This is a genomic window from Paenarthrobacter sp. NPDC089307 (genome assembly GCF_040685055.1).
Taxonomy (GTDB): Bacteria; Actinomycetota; Actinomycetes; order Actinomycetales; family Micrococcaceae; genus Arthrobacter.
This window is the reverse complement of record NZ_JBFBHE010000003.1, coordinates 565,144-580,149: the sequence shown is the minus strand read 5'-3', so window position 1 is coordinate 580,149 and position 15,006 is coordinate 565,144. Positions and strand designations below refer to the sequence as shown.

The following is a 15,006-nucleotide window of genomic DNA, read 5'->3' as shown; positions in this document are numbered from 1 at the left end:
GCCACACCCCCGCACCAAATCCACCCCAACACCACCCAAAAACCCCGCAAACACACCAAAAACAAGCCCCAAACACCCGGCCAAAACCCCAAAACACCCAAAAACCCGCCACGTGAAGCCCATCACACACCAAACCCAAGCCGAACAACCCGACCCAACCACCGCCGTCGAACATCAAAAAACAACGCTCACCCACCAAAAGTGAGCGAGCGCTGTCTTGAAGGCCTGAGGACGTGAGCGAGCGTTGGTCCCAAGCACCCGGGATATGGAAGAGCGTTGGTCCCAAGCACCCGGGATATGGAAGAGCGTTGGTCCCAAGCACCCGGGATATGGAAGAGCGTCGGGGTCAAGCCACTGGGATGTGCGGGAGGGCTAGTGGCCTCCGTGGGCTCCCGCGCCTTCGGTCTTCCGCATCAAGGCGCTGAGCACCACGGCGATGACGGCAATGACGGTGGCGGCAAGGAACGCTGCCTGCATGCCGGCAACGAGACCGGACGAAGCAGAAACCACGGCGTAGATGGACACGAGCAGGGCGGTTCCGGCCGCGCCTGAAACCTGCTGGGCCGTGCTGATGATCGCCGAACCGTGCGAGTACAGGTGCGGCGGAAGGGGATTCAGGCCGGTAGTGAACGCCGGCGTGAACAGGAGCGCCAAACCGAAGCTCAGTGCCACGTGGAGAGCGATTACCCAACCAAGGGAACTGCCCTCATCCAACCGGGAGAACTGCCACAGGGTGAGGACCATCAGGACCGAGCCGGACAGGGTAAGCGGCAGGGGGCCGACTTTGTCGAAGATCCTGCCGATGACCGGACCCAGCAGGCCCATGGCCAAACCACCCGGCAACAGTGCCAGTCCGGTTTCCAGGGGCTGCAGGTGCAGGGTGTTCTGCAGGTAGAGCGGCAGCAGGATCACGCCGCCAAAGAGCGCCATCATCGCTACAACCATCAGCAGCGTGGACACGGTGAACATGCGGAACTTGAAGGCGCGCAGATCCAGCAGGGGGGCATCCGACTTCTGGAGCTTGAGCTGGCGGACAACGAACAACGCCAGGCACAGAAGGCCAACCACCAGCGCGATCACCGGCACAACCCCCGCGTTCGAACCACCGATCTGGCTGAGGCCATAGACCAGTCCACCGAAGGCCGGAACAGTGAGGATCACGGAGGTGACATCAAGGGTGGTCTTCTCCCGCTCCCCCACGTTCGTGAGGTATTTGGCACCAATGGCGAACGCGGCCAGCGCAACCGGGAGCACGAACACAAACATGAAACGCCAGGAGAAATTATCGAGAATGATGCCCGAAACGGTGGGCCCCATAGCCGGCGCCACTGAAATGGCAATGCTGACATTGCCCATGACGGCGCCGCGCCTGGACATGGGCACCAACGTCAGGATCGTGGTCATCAGCAGTGGCAGCATGATGGCGGTTCCGCCGGCCTGGACAATGCGGGCCAGCAACAGCACCAGGAATCCCGGCGCCAGGGCGGCCAGCAACGTGCCGCCACTGAACAGTCCCATGGCCAGCATGAACGCCCCGCGGGTACTCATGCGTTGCAGGATGAATCCGGTGGTGGGAATGACCACCGCCATGGTGAGCATGAAGCCGGTGGCCAGCCACTGCACGGTGGAGGCGCTCACCTGAAGATCCGTCATGAGCCGCTGCAGGGCAACGTTCATGATGGTTTCGTTGAGGATCACCACGAACGTCGCCACCAGCAACGTGATGATGACGGTCACCGACTCACGCGACATCTTTCCAGAGGCGTGGGCCTCCGGGGCCTGGGCCTCCGGGCGGGGACCCTGGGGTGCCGCCTGGATGGACGTTGTCCCTGCTGAACCGGCTGCTTTGGAAGCTCCGGATTCGGGCTTGCCGTTTGCGTCGGACGTGACGTCGGTAGACATGAGGATTCCCCAAAGGTTTGGATTTGATGTCCGGCGATCGCTGCCGGTGAAGACTAGAACAGTCTAAACGCCCGGCCAATTCCCGTCATCGGAAAAATGTCAAACCTTAGGAAAACAATGGGGCGTTGTCGATCAGGCGCACCGGGCCCACCTTGGCGGCGATGATCGCCAGCCCTTCGCCCCGGAACGGTGTCTCCTTGCAGTTCTCGGCCAACGGTTCCAGGGTGGCGGGATCGACGACGTCGAAATAGTCCAGTTCCACCAGCGGCTGGGATTGGACAAGCGCGACGGCGGAATCCAGGTCGAGTGGTTCGTGCGCGTTTGCGCGGGACTCAATGAGGCGCAGGGCCCGCGACAACACCAAGGCCGCCTCGTGCTCCGCTTCCGAAAGGAATCTGTTGCGGCTTGAAAGCGCCAAACCGTCTTCACTGCGGACAATGGGCACGGGGACAATCTCCACGGGGAAGTTCAGGTCCGAGACCATGCGCTTCACCAAGGCCAACTGCTGCGCGTCCTTCTGCCCAAAGTAGGCCCGGTAGGCCGCCGTCGTGCCATCGGCTGCGGCACCTCCGGGGAGGCCGTAGTGCAGCAGCTTCGCAACCACCGTGAGGGCGCCGTCGAAATGCCCCGGGCGTGAGGCGCCTTCCCACTTTTCACCCAACGGGCCGGATGTCACCCGCACCAACGGTTGTCCGCCGGGGTAAACCTCCTCGACGGAAGGCGCGAACACCAGATCCACGCCCTCGGCATCCAGCAGTGCCATGTCTGCGTCGAGCGTGCGCGGATAACGGTCAAGGTCCACTGCGTCGCCGAACTGCAACGGGTTGACGAAAATGGTGGCCACCACGACGTCGTTCTCCGCTACCGCAGTCCTGGCAAGGGCAGCGTGGCCCTGGTGCAGGGCACCCATGGTGGGGACGAGGCCCTGCGAACTTCCGCGTTTTTCCGTGAGGAGGCGGCCGCTTTCGGCGCGCAGTTCCTGTGCGGTGGTGACGAGTTTGATGGCCATGCGTTCAGTTTCCTTCCGGCGTTTTGGGTTCAGCATCCAAAGCCGCGTCAATCTCGGTCAGTTGTTCGGGGCGCAGGAGTCCTCGGTTCCCCGCCCTGCGCGCGGTGGCCCGGGCCATGGCCTGGTAGGCGGCAAGGACGTCGCCGCCCGCACCGGCGTCGTATTCCTTGAGCGCCTGGACGTGCGCGGTCAAGGTCCCCACATCTCCCCGGGCCACCGGCCCGGTCAGTGCGGATTCGCCGGAGGCGAGGGCATTCTCAAGCGTCGCCCGCAACAGCGGACCCAGCATGGACTCCGGGGTCTCGACGCCGATCTCCCGCAGCATCTGCGACGCCTGGGCTACCAAGGTGACCATGTGGTTTGAGCTGTGGGCAAGGGCTGCGTGGTAGAGGGTGCGGTCGGCTTCGGCAATCGCCACCGGTTCGGCGCCCATCTCCACAACCAGGGCTTGAGCAATCGGCAGCATGGCCGCATCCGCCGTGACACCGAACGTACAGTCCATGAGGCGGGTCAGGTCCAGGCTCATGCCGGTAAAGGTCATGGCCGGGTGGAGGGCCAGCGGAATCGCACCGGCGGTCCGCACAGGATTCAGGATTCCGACGCCAAACCGGCCCGAGGTATGCGCCACCAGCTGGCCGGGCTGCCAGGCGCCCAGCTTGGCCAACCCCGCCACCAATTCCCCCAACGAATCATCCGGGACGGCCAGCAGGACCAGTTCGGAACGCTCCACGATGTCCTGGATTTCCAGGATCGGAACGCCCGGCAGCAGGTTTTCGGCCCGTTCCCGGCTCGCCTCGGACACGGCGGAAACCCCGACGACGGCGTGCTCGGCCGCGCGCAAAGCCGCACCGAGGACGGCACCCACCTTGCCGGCACCTATGATCCCGACTCCGAGTCGTCCTGGCTTAGCCATCGTGGCGGTCCTCCTGATTTGGCGTTGGGGTTTGTTCGGGGAGTGCGGCTGCAGCGACTTCGGGAGCTTGTGGTGCCACCTGCGCCAGCCATTGTTCGCTGGTCTGCCGCTTCCGTGCCTCACGGGCGCGGGCGGCCTGCTGGTCGAAAAGTTCCACTGCCTGGGCAACGCCAGCTTGGAACACCCGGGGAACCACTGGACCTGCCGTTGTGTGGAGGACGAGATCAGCCACGCCGAAGCGCCTGGCCAGCGGCCCCTGGTGCAGGGCCATGGACTGGGTCCGCTGATGGGGAACCATGACCAAAGTGCGCCACCACCGGCCGGATCTGATCAGCAGTGCGGTGCGGGTGGCCCGGAAGCCGTTGCGACGCCATCCCAGCGGTGCCAGCAACCTTGCACGGCGCGGCGTGGTGACGAACCCGTCGGCGGCTACGTGGCCGGACCCGGCCGGCGCGAGGCCTTCGAGCCCAACGATGAATACGGCCTCGGGATCTTCCACCCCGGGATCCGGCAGCACCAAGGACATCATCCGAAGGACATCGGACTTCATTCCCACGGGCAGCAGCATGGTGCGGGCAGCGCCCTCGGAACCTGCGGCAGCGCCATAGCCGGCCACATTGACGTGCATCCGGTACCAACCGAATATCCGCCATATGGGTGGCTGCCTCACCATCACGGCCTGGATGCGGCCCGGCGGCACAGTCTGGGCTTGGGTATCCAGGAGCCCGTAGCGGAGCCGGATTCCATCGGGGGAAATGGCGGCCGTGAAGTCATAGCCCTTGTTGAACGCAGTCCAATACGAGGCCCCGATACCCAGGATGCCGGGAATGAGCGCCAGGAAGATCGCCGTGTTTTCCAGGAGAACAGAGGTTGAGACCACCACAGCGGCGCCGATGAGGATACCTACGGTCTGTTCGCTCAACATCAGGGAGCCCAGGAGGCGGCCCGGAGGTACAGACAGCACAACGTGCTCGGGCGCTTCGGCAACTTCACCGCCCGGCCCTGGCCCGGGGACCACACCTGCAGCCTGCGCCAGAATGCTGGCGCGCAACTGCTTGGCCTGGTTGATCGGAAGGTAAGCCAGCCGCACGGCAGACTCGCCGGCGTCGGCCACTTCGAACTTGAGCTCGGCGAGACCAAAAATCCGTGCCAGAAGCGGCTGCACAATGTCGATGGCCTGGACGCGGTCCAGCCGCGCTTGCCGCTGCTGTTTGAACAGGAAACCCGTGTTCACCCGGACAAAGCCCTCAGCCACCTGGTAGCGGGTGAAGTACCAGCTGAGGATGAAGCCGCCAACCGTGAGGAGCAGCACCACCGCGCCTCCGGCCAGGAGCCATGGCACCCGTCCGCTGAGGTTCGGGTCCACGAAATCCCGGCCCTGCAGCATGCGTTCGAAGGCGTCCCGGCCAAAGAAGAACCCGACGGCGGCCAGCGCCACCCAGCCGCGAACGAACGGTGAGGCAGGGTGGACCCGCTTCCACCCGCCGTCGACAGCCTGGTCCGGCGACACCGTCATGGAGTCCCCCGGGCTCACAGCCCAGCCAGCCTGGCTTCTCCGCGCGCCGAAAGCTGTTCACGCAGGCGCGCGCCCTCCTGGGCAGGAAGGCCGGGCAAATGCGCGTTGGTTCCGGCAGAGGCCGTGTGAAGTTTCAGCGTGCACAGCCCAAGGCTTCGTTCCACCGGACCCACGGCCACGTCAACGTACTGCATGCGGCCGTACGGAACCACCATGGTGCGTTGGAAGAAGATGCCCCTGCGGATGAGGAGGTCATCGTCGCGCTCGGCGTAGCCAATGGCGCGCACCTGGCGTGGGATCAGCACCAGCCGCCACAGCGCCAGCACCAGCATCACGGCAGGAACTGCAATGGCCAGCCACAGTGGGGGCCAACGCCACCAGCCGAGAAGCACGAAGACCAGCGGCAAGCTGAGGACGGCGATCACCACCAGATTGCCGATGGCCCACTCCACCAAACGCACAGTGACGTATTTCGGCGAAACCCGCAGCCACTGGACGCCGGGAGGATCAATCGCCTCGGTATGCATACTCGCCTTCGCCTTTGGTCCCGCCCCGGCGGGTTTCGGGACCGGCATTGCCGCCTTCAATGTCCTCCGGCGGGATCCGGCAGAAGCGCTCCACCACTAGCCCGACGACCACCATGACAACGCCGCCGCCGCCCATCAGCAAGGCGTTCCAAAGGATGCCTTCGCCGCTGCGCAAGGTGCCGATCCGCAGGAGGTCCACAGCAATACCGGCATGCCAGCCGAGCAGGAGCGTCCCCGCATAGGCGCAGGCCTGGGCAAGGATCAGCGTCCTGGCAGCAAGAATGGGATTGAGCATGCTTTTCTTCTTGCCGTTGCGCCACCGCAGCACCCGGACGCCCATGATGAGCGTAAGCCCCGCAATGACACCCATGGTGACCAGCGCCGACGTCGGCAGGACGGGCGTTGGCATGCTGAAACGGTTGGTGGAGACAGTAGCCAGCCAGCCGACGACGGCGGCAATGACGGCGATGAGCACCAAAACCACAGGGCGCATGGCTTTCACGGCTGCTCCACCGCCCCAGTGGCGGGAACTCCGGCGACATCGCCGAAGCCGTCGAACCTGCGGATGTCAGGCATGTCATCGGCGACGGCGGCAAGTTCAGCCACGCTCCGGCCGTTGAGTTGGGCGTGTGGCTCGAGCAAAGACCACGGGTAGAGCACAAAAGCGCGCTCTGCTGCCCTGGGGTGCGGGATGGTGAGGACGGGATCGTCGCTCACGACATCGCCGAAGACGATGATGTCCACATCGAGCGTCCTGGGACCCCAGCGAACCTCACGCGTACGGTGGTGCTTCTGTTCCACGGCGTGGCAGTGCTTGAGAAGCTCCAAGGGGGCAAGGGTGGTCTCCACCGCCATGACCATGTTCAGGAAATCAGGCTGGCCCTCCGGCCCACCGACCGGCTTGGTCTGCACCACGGGCGAAACGCCCAGGAGGCGGATCTCCGGCGGGTCAACCAGGTCCGCCACGGCAGTGGAAAGGGTGTCGTTGCGCTCCCCCAGATTGCTGCCCAACGCCAGAATGGCCTTGGTATAGCCAGAGGTCATGACCGCTCCCGATGGACGCTGACCGTCACATCACCGAACGGCACCTCAATGGGCGCCTTGGGCTTGTGGACGGTGACGTCGACGGCGGCTACGTTGTAGTTCGCGAGGATGCCCTCGGCGATCCTGACCGCGAGGCCCTCGATCAGGTTCAAGGGCTCGCCCTCGATGTGCTTGGTGATCAGCTCGGCAACTTCGCCATAATGCGCTGTGTACTGCAGGTCATCGGTGTCCGCAGCCTTGGTGAAGTCCGTATGCAGCACGGCATCCACAACAAAAGGCTGGCCGTCACGGCGTTCGAAATCGAACACTCCGTGATAACCGACGGCGGTGACACCGGTCAGCGTGATCCTGTCCACAGCTTTATCCAATCAGCGCGCGATACGGGCGGCAACCTTGACGGCATCAAGGTTGGGACCGACGTCGTGGACCCGGACTGCCCAAGCGCCCTTGGCCGCACTCAAAGCCGTGATGGCTGCGGTAGCTGCGTCGCGCTCCAAAGGCGCAGCCGACTTTCCGGCCACTGTGAGGAGCGAACCAAGGAAGCGCTTGCGCGAAGCAGCCACCATCACTTTGTGGCCAAGTCCAAAAAGCTGGTCGAGGTTCTTCAGGATTTCCCAGTTCTGGTTCTCGTTCTTGGAGAACCCGATGCCGGGATCAACGATGATCTGCTCCGGGGCAACTCCCGCGGCATACAGTTTGTCGCGGACGCCGCTGAGCTCAGCCACGACATCTTCCGTGACGTTGTTGTATTCCGTCAGGCTGTCCATGGTCAGGGCATCGCCGCGGCGGTGCGTGAGGATGTAGGGGACCTTGGTCCGGGCCACGAGCTCCGGCATGTCGGGTTCAATGGTCAGGCCCGAAACATCGTTGATGATGGCCGCACCCGCCTCAACTGCCGCTGCCGCCGTGGAGGTGTGCATGGTGTCGATGCTGACCAGGGCGCCGGCCTTCACCAACGCTTCGATCACCGGCAGGACGCGGCGCTGCTCTTCCTCGGGGGAAACAGGTTCTGCGCCCGAGCGGGTGGACTCCCCGCCGACGTCGATGATGTCCGCACCTGCGTAAAACATCCGCAGGCCAAGCGCGATTGCTGTGTCCGGCGTGCGATGCGTGCCGCCGTCGCTGAAGGAATCCGGGGTGACGTTGAGGATTCCCATGACGAGCGTGCGGTCCGTTGGCAGGTCCTCGAACCGGGCCGCGGGCCGCGGCTTGCGGAGAACCGGCAGCGGGCTTGTGGCCGGGCCGGTTCCGGGTGCTGCAGCGAGGGAGTCCATAATGCTTACCTTCCGATGATGAGGCTCATGGCCTCGGCGCGGGTGGCCGGGTCATGGAGTTGACCGCGCACCGCGCTGGTGACGGTCTTCGCGCCGGGCTTGCGGATGCCGCGCATGGACATACACATGTGTTCACACTCGACGACGACAATCGCCCCGCGCGGATTGAGGTGCTTGACCAGCGCCTCCACGATCTGCGTGGTGAGGCGCTCCTGCACCTGCGGCCTGCGCGCATAGATGTCCACCAGCCGGGCCAGCTTGCTCAGGCCGGTGACCTTCCCGTCATGTGACGGAATATAACCAACATGCGCCACCCCGTGGAACGGCACCAAGTGGTGCTCGCACGTGGAGTAGAAGGGAATGTCCTTCACCAGGACAAGCTCTTCGTGGTCGAGGTCGAACGTGGTGGACAGGACGTCAGCCGGGTGCTGGTGGAGCCCAGCGAAAACCTCCGCGTACGCCTTGGCCACGCGCTTGGGTGTGTCCTGCAGGCCGCCACGGTCAGGGTCTTCACCAATAGCCAGAAGGATCTCGCGGACAGCCGCTTCTATGCGCGGACGGTCCACCTTCGAGTGGGCCTTGGAGCCCGCGGCGGAACCGTGGGCGGCGGCGAGGTCGTCGTCGTCGAAATGAGTCACAGCAGAAAGCTTAGCCGTGATGCGGGTGGTCGTTGCCGCCGTCGGGCTGCGGGGCCTGGAAGGAGTCCTGGCTGCTGACGCCCTGTGCATGCGGAGCCACGGTGTCCAGGGGCTCGTCCAGGCGGGCCTTCTTGGCCTCCTCCTGGGCTTCCCGTTCTGCCTTTTCGGCGCGGCTTTCCACCGGCGGAATGGACTGGACCGGGCGGGATTCCTTGGACAACCAGATCTCGCGGAAATCGCGCTTCCGGATGTCGTGGAAGATCTCGGCGATCTCGGCCTGGTTCAAGGTTTCCCGTTCCAGGAGTTCCAGGGCCAGGCGGTCCAGGATGTCGCGGTTTTCGGTGAGGATCGCGTAGGCCTCGTCGTGTGCCTGGTCGATAAGGCGACGAACTTCTTCATCCACGACGTACGCAATCTGGTCCGAGAAGTTCCGCTCCTGCGCGGCGTCGCGGCCGAGGAACGGCTCGCCGCCGCCCTGGCCCAGCTTCACGGCGCCAACACGCTCGCTCATGCCGTACTGGGTGACCATCTTCCGGGCCGTGGAGGTGGCCTTCTCAATGTCGTTGGAGGCACCGGTGGAGGGATCGTGGAACACGATTTCCTCTGCAACACGGCCGCCCATGGCATAGGCCATCTGGTCCAGCAGCTCATTTCGGGTGACCGAGTACTTGTCGTCCTCCGGAATCACCATGGTGTAGCCGAGCGCACGGCCGCGGGGAAGGATGGTGATCTTGGTGACCGGGGCGGAGTTCCGCAGGGCAGCGGCTACCAGGGCGTGGCCACCTTCGTGGTAAGCGGTAATCTTCCGCTCAAGTTCCTTCATTACGCGGCTGCGCTTCTGCGGGCCGGCCATGACGCGGTCAATGGCCTCGTCCAGCGCGCGGTCGTCAATCAGGTTGGCGTTTGAACGTGCGGTCAGCAAGGCGGCCTCGTTCAAGACGTTGGCCAGGTCCGCGCCGGTGTAGCCAGGGGTCTTCTTGGCAACAGCCCTGAGGTCGATGCCGTTAGCCATCGGCTTGCCCTTGGCGTGGACGTTGAGGATCTGTTCGCGGCCCACCATGTCAGGGGCTTCCACCGTGATCTGGCGGTCGAAACGGCCGGGCCTCAGCAGTGCGGGGTCCAGGACGTCCGGGCGGTTTGTGGCTGCAATGAGGATGACGTTGGTCTTGACGTCGAAGCCATCCATCTCCACCAGGAGCTGGTTCAATGTTTGTTCGCGTTCGTCATTGCCGCCGCCTATGCCGGCGCCGCGGTGGCGACCAACGGCGTCGATCTCGTCAACGAAGATGATGGCTGGCGAACTGGCCTTGGCCTGCTCGAAGAGGTCGCGGACGCGGGACGCACCCACACCGACGAACATCTCGACGAAGTCCGAGCCGGAGATGGAGAAAAACGGAACACCGGCTTCACCCGCAACGGCGCGGGCCAGCAGGGTCTTACCGGTACCTGGAGGGCCGTAAAGCAACACGCCCTTGGGGATCTTGGCGCCAACGGCCTGGAACTTTGCCGGCTCCTGGAGGAATTCCTTGATTTCCTGGAGCTCTTCAACGGCCTCGTCAGCACCGGCAACGTCCGCGAAGGTCACCTGCGGCATGTCCTTGTTGACCAGCTTGGCCTTGGACTTGCCGAACTGCATCACCTTGGAGCCGCCACCCTGCATGCGGGAAAGGAGGAACCAGAAGAGCACACCCAGCAGCAGCACCGGGATGAGGAGGGAGAACAGGCCGGAGAACCAGTTGTTCTCCACGGGCTGGTCGGTGAAGCCCTTGTCAGGGTTGGCGTTGGTAACAGCCTTGACGACGTCCGGACCACGGTCTGTGACGTAGAAGAACTGGACGTTCTTGCCCTTGTCCTGGCCATCCAGGTTCAGGTTGTCCTTGAGCACCAGGTCAACGCGGTTCTCGGCGTCGAAAATCTTTGCCTGCTCAACTTTCCCGCTCTGGGAAAGGAGGTCGAGGCCGTCCTTGGTGTCAATGCGTGTGGAACCGCCCGGAGCCAGTGTTGCGAATGCCACCAGGAGCAAGCCAACAACGACAACAATCCAGATGCCCGGGCCCTTGAAGAAACTCTTAGCTTTCATCTGATCGGGGTTTTGCCCCGTCCCTCCTGGTAGTGCTGCAAGGCGCAACTTCTGCGCGCGATAGGTGCTGCTTCGGTTTCAAGCTATACACCGTTCCCAGTAATTCACGCACTGGAAAGTCCAAAAGTTCCCTCTGGGCGTACACAGGATACTCGCGGCGGGGCCACCGTTACAGGGTGTGATTACGTTGGGACCGCCCTCAGGCCGAAGCGACGGGGAGCACCAGCAAGTAACCAGTTGGCAGCCCACTGCTCCAACGCCGGGGCTCCCTGACAACGAACTGCGCCGCCAGCTGCTCCGGGCTGAGCAGGCTGTTGGGCTCGGGGGATGGTCCCCACTGACCGCTGCCGTATGGGTAGAGCGGATCCAACACCCTGATTCCTGTGACGTGGAACTCCGGGAAAACCGCGGGATCACCCATCGACTCGAATCCACTCATGACCCAAGCGTGGCGCCCGCTCCACATGACCAGGCCAACGGGTCGTCCGGTGGCGGCCATTGCCCGCGCCGCAGTTTGCAGCGCGCCCCCAAAATCAGCGACGCTCACCACTGTGTACGGCCCCATTCCTGACTCGGTGAGCACCTGCGCCCAGCCGAACGGGTTGGCACCATTGAACGAGTCGGAAGACCTGGCCCTGGCCATCTCCCACAGCTGGCCCTGCTGCACAGAGTCGGTCCAGGAAGCTCCGCCGGTGTCATCGATGAGGTTGTGGGCCATCTGGATGCTCGCTGCTACGCACCAATCAAAGGTGTACTGCGGTACGAAGTCACCCGCTTGGTACAGGTTGATGGCGAACGGCTGCGGGATCGCCGGAGGTGTCGTCGGAGCGGGAGGTACGGCTACCGCATCCTGCGGTGCATTCGCGGGCGGAACCGTGGTTACCCCGCCGGCAGTTGGCGAGGCGGACGAACTCGCCGCCGGCTGACCAACACCGGACTCCGGGAGGTCGACGGCGGGTGTGCAGGCGGTGAGGAGGGATGCCATGACGGCAAGCCACGCCAGAAGACGGGCAGGGACACCGGTCATGGTTCAGTTTAGCCCCGGCAACCGGGGCAGGGGCAGGTTCATCCCACCCGGATCTGCAACCACCCACGCCCCTTAACTGCGAACGCCGCACCACTTCACGCTGCCGCACCTGGTGTTAGGGGTGCGCGCGGCGGAAAGTGGCGCGGCGAAGCGAAAAAGCGGGTCTACTCGTAAACGTGCGGGGCCAGCGTGCCGACGAAATCGAGGTTGCGGTACTTCTCGGCGTAGTCCAGGCCGTAGCCGACGACGAATTCGTTGGGAATGTCGTAGCCGACGTACTTGACGTCAATTTCCACCTTGGCGGCGGTCGGCTTGCGGAATGCTGTGCAGATCTCGACACTGGCGGTACCGCGGGACTCAAGGTTGGACTTGAGCCAGGAAAGGGTGAGGCCGGAGTCGATGATGTCCTCAACAATGAGTACGTCTTTGCCCATGAGGTCGGTGTCCAGGTCCTTGAGGATCCGGACAACGCCGGAGGACTGGGTGCCCGAGCCGTAGGACGAAACAGCCATCCAGTCCATGCTGACGTGGCTGTGCAGCGCGCGCGCAAGGTCAGCCATGACCATGACCGCACCCTTGAGGACGCCGACAATGAGGATGTCGCGGCCCTCGTAGTCCTTGTCGATCTGCGCTGCGAGTTCCGCGATGCGCGTTTGGATCTGCTCTTTGGTGTAAAGAACGTGCTTGAGATCTGCCTGGACGTCGTTTGAATCCACCAATGGCTCCTGTTTTGATGCTCGGGTGCGGCTACTGTTGGGACGGTTTCTGATGCCGGAATACTAGCTTCCCACAGCGCGCGGCCTCGCGGGGACCGGCCTTCGCCGAATCACCAACCCATTCGCCCTGCGCAACCGGCCGTTCCTGCGCCAAATCGCTGAGCGAAAGCCGTGACACGCTGACATGTCCAGGAAGCTGCACGGGTCCGGCCGACCCCTGCCTCCTGAGCAGCGCCTCCGCCGCTTGCAGCCGCCCGTATCCGGGTTGTTGACCCCCGACGTCGGCGGCGGCCTTGGCGATGACACGGAACCTCAGCGCGGCGGGCAATTCGCGGACAGCGTCCTCGGGCAACCACACAGCACCGTCCTCCCGCTGGACGAGTGAGAGATAGGTCTCGTTGGCCAAACCCTCCAGGAAATCGGCATCCTGTTGAAGGATGGCCGCAGTCCTGGCCAGGGATTCAGCCACTCCGGGACCAAGCTTTTCTTCCAGGACGGGCATCACTTCCACCCTTGTCCTGGACCGGGCGAAGGCGGGATCGGCGTTGCTCGGATCATGCCAGGGATCCAGTTCCTCAACCTCGCAGATCTCCACGGTTTCTTCGCGTCGGAGGCCAAGGAATGGGCGAAGAAGCCGTCCGCGGGCAGGCCGCATCCCTGCCAGGGAACGTGTTCCAGAGCCCCGGGCCAAGCCGAGCAGCACCTGCTCTGCCTGGTCATCCAAAGTATGGCCAAGCAGGATCGCGTCACACTGCAGGTCGTCGGCCGCTGACTCCAGCGCAGCATGGCGGGCGTCGCGGGCGGCCGCTTCCGGCCCAAATCCCGTGGAGGCAACATCAACTGCGCGCACTTCCACCGGAGAAAGTCCCAGCTCACGCAACACTGACGCCGTCCTTGCAGCTACCTCCGCCGAACCCGCTTGCAGTTGGTGGTCAACAACCACGCCGGCAACCGACACCGGGTGCCCGTCCACGTGTCCACGCCTGCCGAAGTACGCGGCAATTGCTGCGAGCGCCAGGGAATCGGGTCCCCCGCTGCAGGCTACGAGGACCCGCGATGGGTAACCCGCAGCGGCCAGGGCGTTCTGCAACTGTTTCCGGGCTTTGCCCACGACGGGCGCCAACCGGCCGGGTCGCCGTCGGCCCCTGCCAGCGGGACCAACACCGGAACCGGTGGGAACGCTCAAAGGCCCATCCGCTCGAGCCAGAGCCGCGAGTTGTGGATTTCCTCTTCGGTAGGCAGGAACTCAGCGGATTCCCACACCTTGTTGAAGCCCTCCATGCCGGCCACGGCAACAACTTCGCGGACGAACTTGGCGCCGTCGGTGTACTGGCGCATCTTGGCATCCAGTCCCAGGAGGTTGCGGATGAACTTCTCCACCACGCCCCGGTCCTTGCCACGGTCGTTGAAGCGCTGGCGGATGGTCTTCACCGAGGGAACGATGCTGGAATCCACGGCATCCATCACCACATTGGCGTGACCCTCCAGGAGGCTCATCACTGCTGTGATGTGGGAGAGGGAGGCCTTTTCCTCGGGGTTCTGCAGGAGGTCCAGGATGGCGCCGCGGCCGGGTGTCTTCTCCGAGGGGTTGCGGTCGCGCAGGGACTTGGCCACGGCACCGGCGCGTTCCACCAAGGAATCCATGTTGCCAAGGAGGTTGCCGCTGAGTTTCTCGATTTCGTCGAGCATGTGGTGCCTGAGCCACGGTGCTGCCGCGAACTGCACGCGGTGGGTTTGCTCATGCAGGCAGACCCAGAGCCGGAAGTCGTCCGGGTGGACGTTGAGTTCGCGTTCCACGGAGATGATGTTCGGCGCCACCAGGAGGAGCCGTCCTCCCGGGGGAACGTTGGAGTTGGGGGCCAGGGCCGCGAAGGGATCGTACTGGCCCAGGACCTTGCTGGACAGGAAGGCGAGCACGGCGCCCAGTTGGGTTCCCGTGATGGCTCCGCTGGCGGCAGCGGCGGCCGGCGTCATGGCAACGCCACTGCGGCTGTCCAGCATTTTCTTCAAGGCAGGCTGCAGCATCACCGAGAAACTTTGGGTGTTGGCCTTGGACCATGAGGCACGGTCCACTACCAGCACATGGGAATCGCGCAGGTCCCGGGCGGCATCGAGCCCCGTGATGTCGTGGACGTGCGGAACCGAGATATCCGCGTTGAAGCGCAGGTTCTCTACCGCCTTGCCGATCTCCCCGGCACTGAGCTCAGGGCCTGGAGGGGCAAGCCGGGCAGCCGTAGCGGCGGCCAGATCCCAATTGATCAGGGACTGGGCCCCTGCTGACGATTCGCGGGCAGATGACACCATACGGTCCATCACACCACACGTGGCCGACAGTAGACCCTTAAGTTCGCTCCACGCGG

16 protein-coding genes are annotated in these 15,006 nt (G+C 64.1%); 1 reads left to right on the top strand and 15 read right to left on the bottom strand.

Annotated features, from left to right (window positions below; genetic code table 11):
- Positions 1-205 (top strand): hypothetical protein (locus AB0N72_RS10315; protein ID WP_364081264.1); only part of this gene is annotated, 205 nt, incomplete at its 5' end.
- Between the two features lie 167 nt (positions 206-372).
- Here AB0N72_RS10315 and AB0N72_RS10310 read toward each other — a convergent pair.
- From AB0N72_RS10310 to AB0N72_RS10240, 15 genes are all read right to left on the bottom strand, one after another.
- Positions 373-1,902, bottom strand: coding sequence for a DHA2 family efflux MFS transporter permease subunit (locus AB0N72_RS10310; protein WP_363932627.1), 1,530 nt, complete (start codon positions 1,900-1,902; stop codon positions 373-375).
- A 106-nt stretch (positions 1,903-2,008) separates the two neighbouring features.
- On the bottom strand, positions 2,009-2,911 hold the full coding sequence (gene panC / locus AB0N72_RS10305; protein WP_363932625.1) for a pantoate--beta-alanine ligase: 903 nt from the start codon (positions 2,909-2,911) through the stop codon (positions 2,009-2,011).
- A gap of 4 nt (positions 2,912-2,915) precedes the next feature.
- Positions 2,916-3,824 carry a DUF2520 domain-containing protein gene (locus AB0N72_RS10300; RefSeq protein WP_363932623.1) on the bottom strand — a complete coding sequence of 303 codons (909 nt, stop codon included), beginning with the start codon at positions 3,822-3,824 and terminating at the stop codon, positions 2,916-2,918.
- Complete coding sequence (locus AB0N72_RS10295; protein WP_363932621.1) at positions 3,817-5,340, bottom strand: PH domain-containing protein; 1,524 nt, start codon at positions 5,338-5,340, stop codon at positions 3,817-3,819. The genes AB0N72_RS10300 and AB0N72_RS10295 overlap by 8 nt, the downstream gene beginning before the upstream one ends.
- Before the next feature lie 14 nt (positions 5,341-5,354).
- Entirely contained in the window at positions 5,355-5,867 is a 513-nt protein-coding gene (locus AB0N72_RS10290) for a PH domain-containing protein (protein ID WP_363932618.1), read from the bottom strand.
- Positions 5,848-6,369, bottom strand: coding sequence for a DUF3180 domain-containing protein (locus tag AB0N72_RS10285; RefSeq protein WP_363932616.1), 522 nt, complete (start codon positions 6,367-6,369; stop codon positions 5,848-5,850). Before AB0N72_RS10285 ends, AB0N72_RS10290 begins: the two co-directional genes overlap by 20 nt.
- The gene (folK, locus tag AB0N72_RS10280; protein ID WP_363932615.1) at positions 6,366-6,911 is read right to left on the bottom strand and encodes a 2-amino-4-hydroxy-6-hydroxymethyldihydropteridine diphosphokinase; all 546 of its coding nucleotides are present in this window, start codon (positions 6,909-6,911) and stop codon (positions 6,366-6,368) included. Before folK ends, AB0N72_RS10285 begins: the two co-directional genes overlap by 4 nt.
- Positions 6,908-7,267, bottom strand: coding sequence for a dihydroneopterin aldolase (folB, locus tag AB0N72_RS10275; protein WP_363932613.1), 360 nt, complete (start codon positions 7,265-7,267; stop codon positions 6,908-6,910). Before folB ends, folK begins: the two co-directional genes overlap by 4 nt.
- Before the next feature lie 12 nt (positions 7,268-7,279).
- Positions 7,280-8,185: a dihydropteroate synthase gene (gene folP, locus AB0N72_RS10270; protein WP_363932610.1), complete on the bottom strand. Its 906-nt coding sequence runs from the start codon at positions 8,183-8,185 to the stop codon at positions 7,280-7,282.
- A 5-nt stretch (positions 8,186-8,190) separates the two neighbouring features.
- Positions 8,191-8,823, bottom strand: coding sequence for a GTP cyclohydrolase I FolE (folE, locus tag AB0N72_RS10265; RefSeq protein WP_363932607.1), 633 nt, complete (start codon positions 8,821-8,823; stop codon positions 8,191-8,193).
- Between the two features lie 10 nt (positions 8,824-8,833).
- Entirely contained in the window at positions 8,834-10,903 is a 2,070-nt protein-coding gene (gene ftsH / locus AB0N72_RS10260; RefSeq protein ID WP_363932605.1) for an ATP-dependent zinc metalloprotease FtsH, read from the bottom strand.
- A 199-nt stretch (positions 10,904-11,102) separates the two neighbouring features.
- A complete protein-coding gene (locus tag AB0N72_RS10255) occupies positions 11,103-11,930 on the bottom strand; it encodes a hypothetical protein (RefSeq protein WP_363932602.1) in 828 nt (275 codons plus the stop codon).
- A gap of 164 nt (positions 11,931-12,094) precedes the next feature.
- A complete protein-coding gene (gene hpt / locus AB0N72_RS10250) occupies positions 12,095-12,646 on the bottom strand; it encodes a hypoxanthine phosphoribosyltransferase (RefSeq protein ID WP_011772910.1) in 552 nt (183 codons plus the stop codon).
- A gap of 31 nt (positions 12,647-12,677) precedes the next feature.
- Positions 12,678-13,736 (bottom strand): tRNA lysidine(34) synthetase TilS, encoded by a 1,059-nt coding sequence (gene tilS / locus AB0N72_RS10245; protein ID WP_363932668.1) that lies wholly within the window; start codon positions 13,734-13,736, stop codon positions 12,678-12,680.
- 92 nt (positions 13,737-13,828) lie between these two features.
- The gene (locus tag AB0N72_RS10240; RefSeq protein ID WP_363932667.1) at positions 13,829-14,950 is read right to left on the bottom strand and encodes a zinc-dependent metalloprotease; all 1,122 of its coding nucleotides are present in this window, start codon (positions 14,948-14,950) and stop codon (positions 13,829-13,831) included.
- Between the last annotated feature and the right edge of the window lie 56 nt (positions 14,951-15,006).

Bases quoted from the DNA above. Each gene is read 5' to 3' on its own strand.
- panC (WP_363932625.1), bottom strand. From the start codon at position 2,911: ATGGCCATCAAACTCGTCACCACCGCACAGGAACTGCGCGCCGAAAGC.
- AB0N72_RS10240 (WP_363932667.1), bottom strand. From the start codon at position 14,950: ATGGTGTCATCTGCCCGCGAATCGTCAGCAGGGGCCCAGTCCCTGATC.
- AB0N72_RS10310 (WP_363932627.1), bottom strand. From the start codon at position 1,902: ATGTCTACCGACGTCACGTCCGACGCAAACGGCAAGCCCGAATCCGGA.
- AB0N72_RS10255 (WP_363932602.1), bottom strand. From the start codon at position 11,930: ATGACCGGTGTCCCTGCCCGTCTTCTGGCGTGGCTTGCCGTCATGGCA.
- AB0N72_RS10295 (WP_363932621.1), bottom strand. From the start codon at position 5,340: ATGACGGTGTCGCCGGACCAGGCTGTCGACGGCGGGTGGAAGCGGGTC.
- folP (WP_363932610.1), bottom strand. From the start codon at position 8,185: ATGGACTCCCTCGCTGCAGCACCCGGAACCGGCCCGGCCACAAGCCCG.
- AB0N72_RS10300 (WP_363932623.1), bottom strand. From the start codon at position 3,824: ATGGCTAAGCCAGGACGACTCGGAGTCGGGATCATAGGTGCCGGCAAG.
- AB0N72_RS10290 (WP_363932618.1), bottom strand. From the start codon at position 5,867: ATGCATACCGAGGCGATTGATCCTCCCGGCGTCCAGTGGCTGCGGGTT.
- ftsH (WP_363932605.1), bottom strand. From the start codon at position 10,903: ATGAAAGCTAAGAGTTTCTTCAAGGGCCCGGGCATCTGGATTGTTGTC.
- folK (WP_363932615.1), bottom strand. From the start codon at position 6,911: ATGACCTCTGGCTATACCAAGGCCATTCTGGCGTTGGGCAGCAATCTG.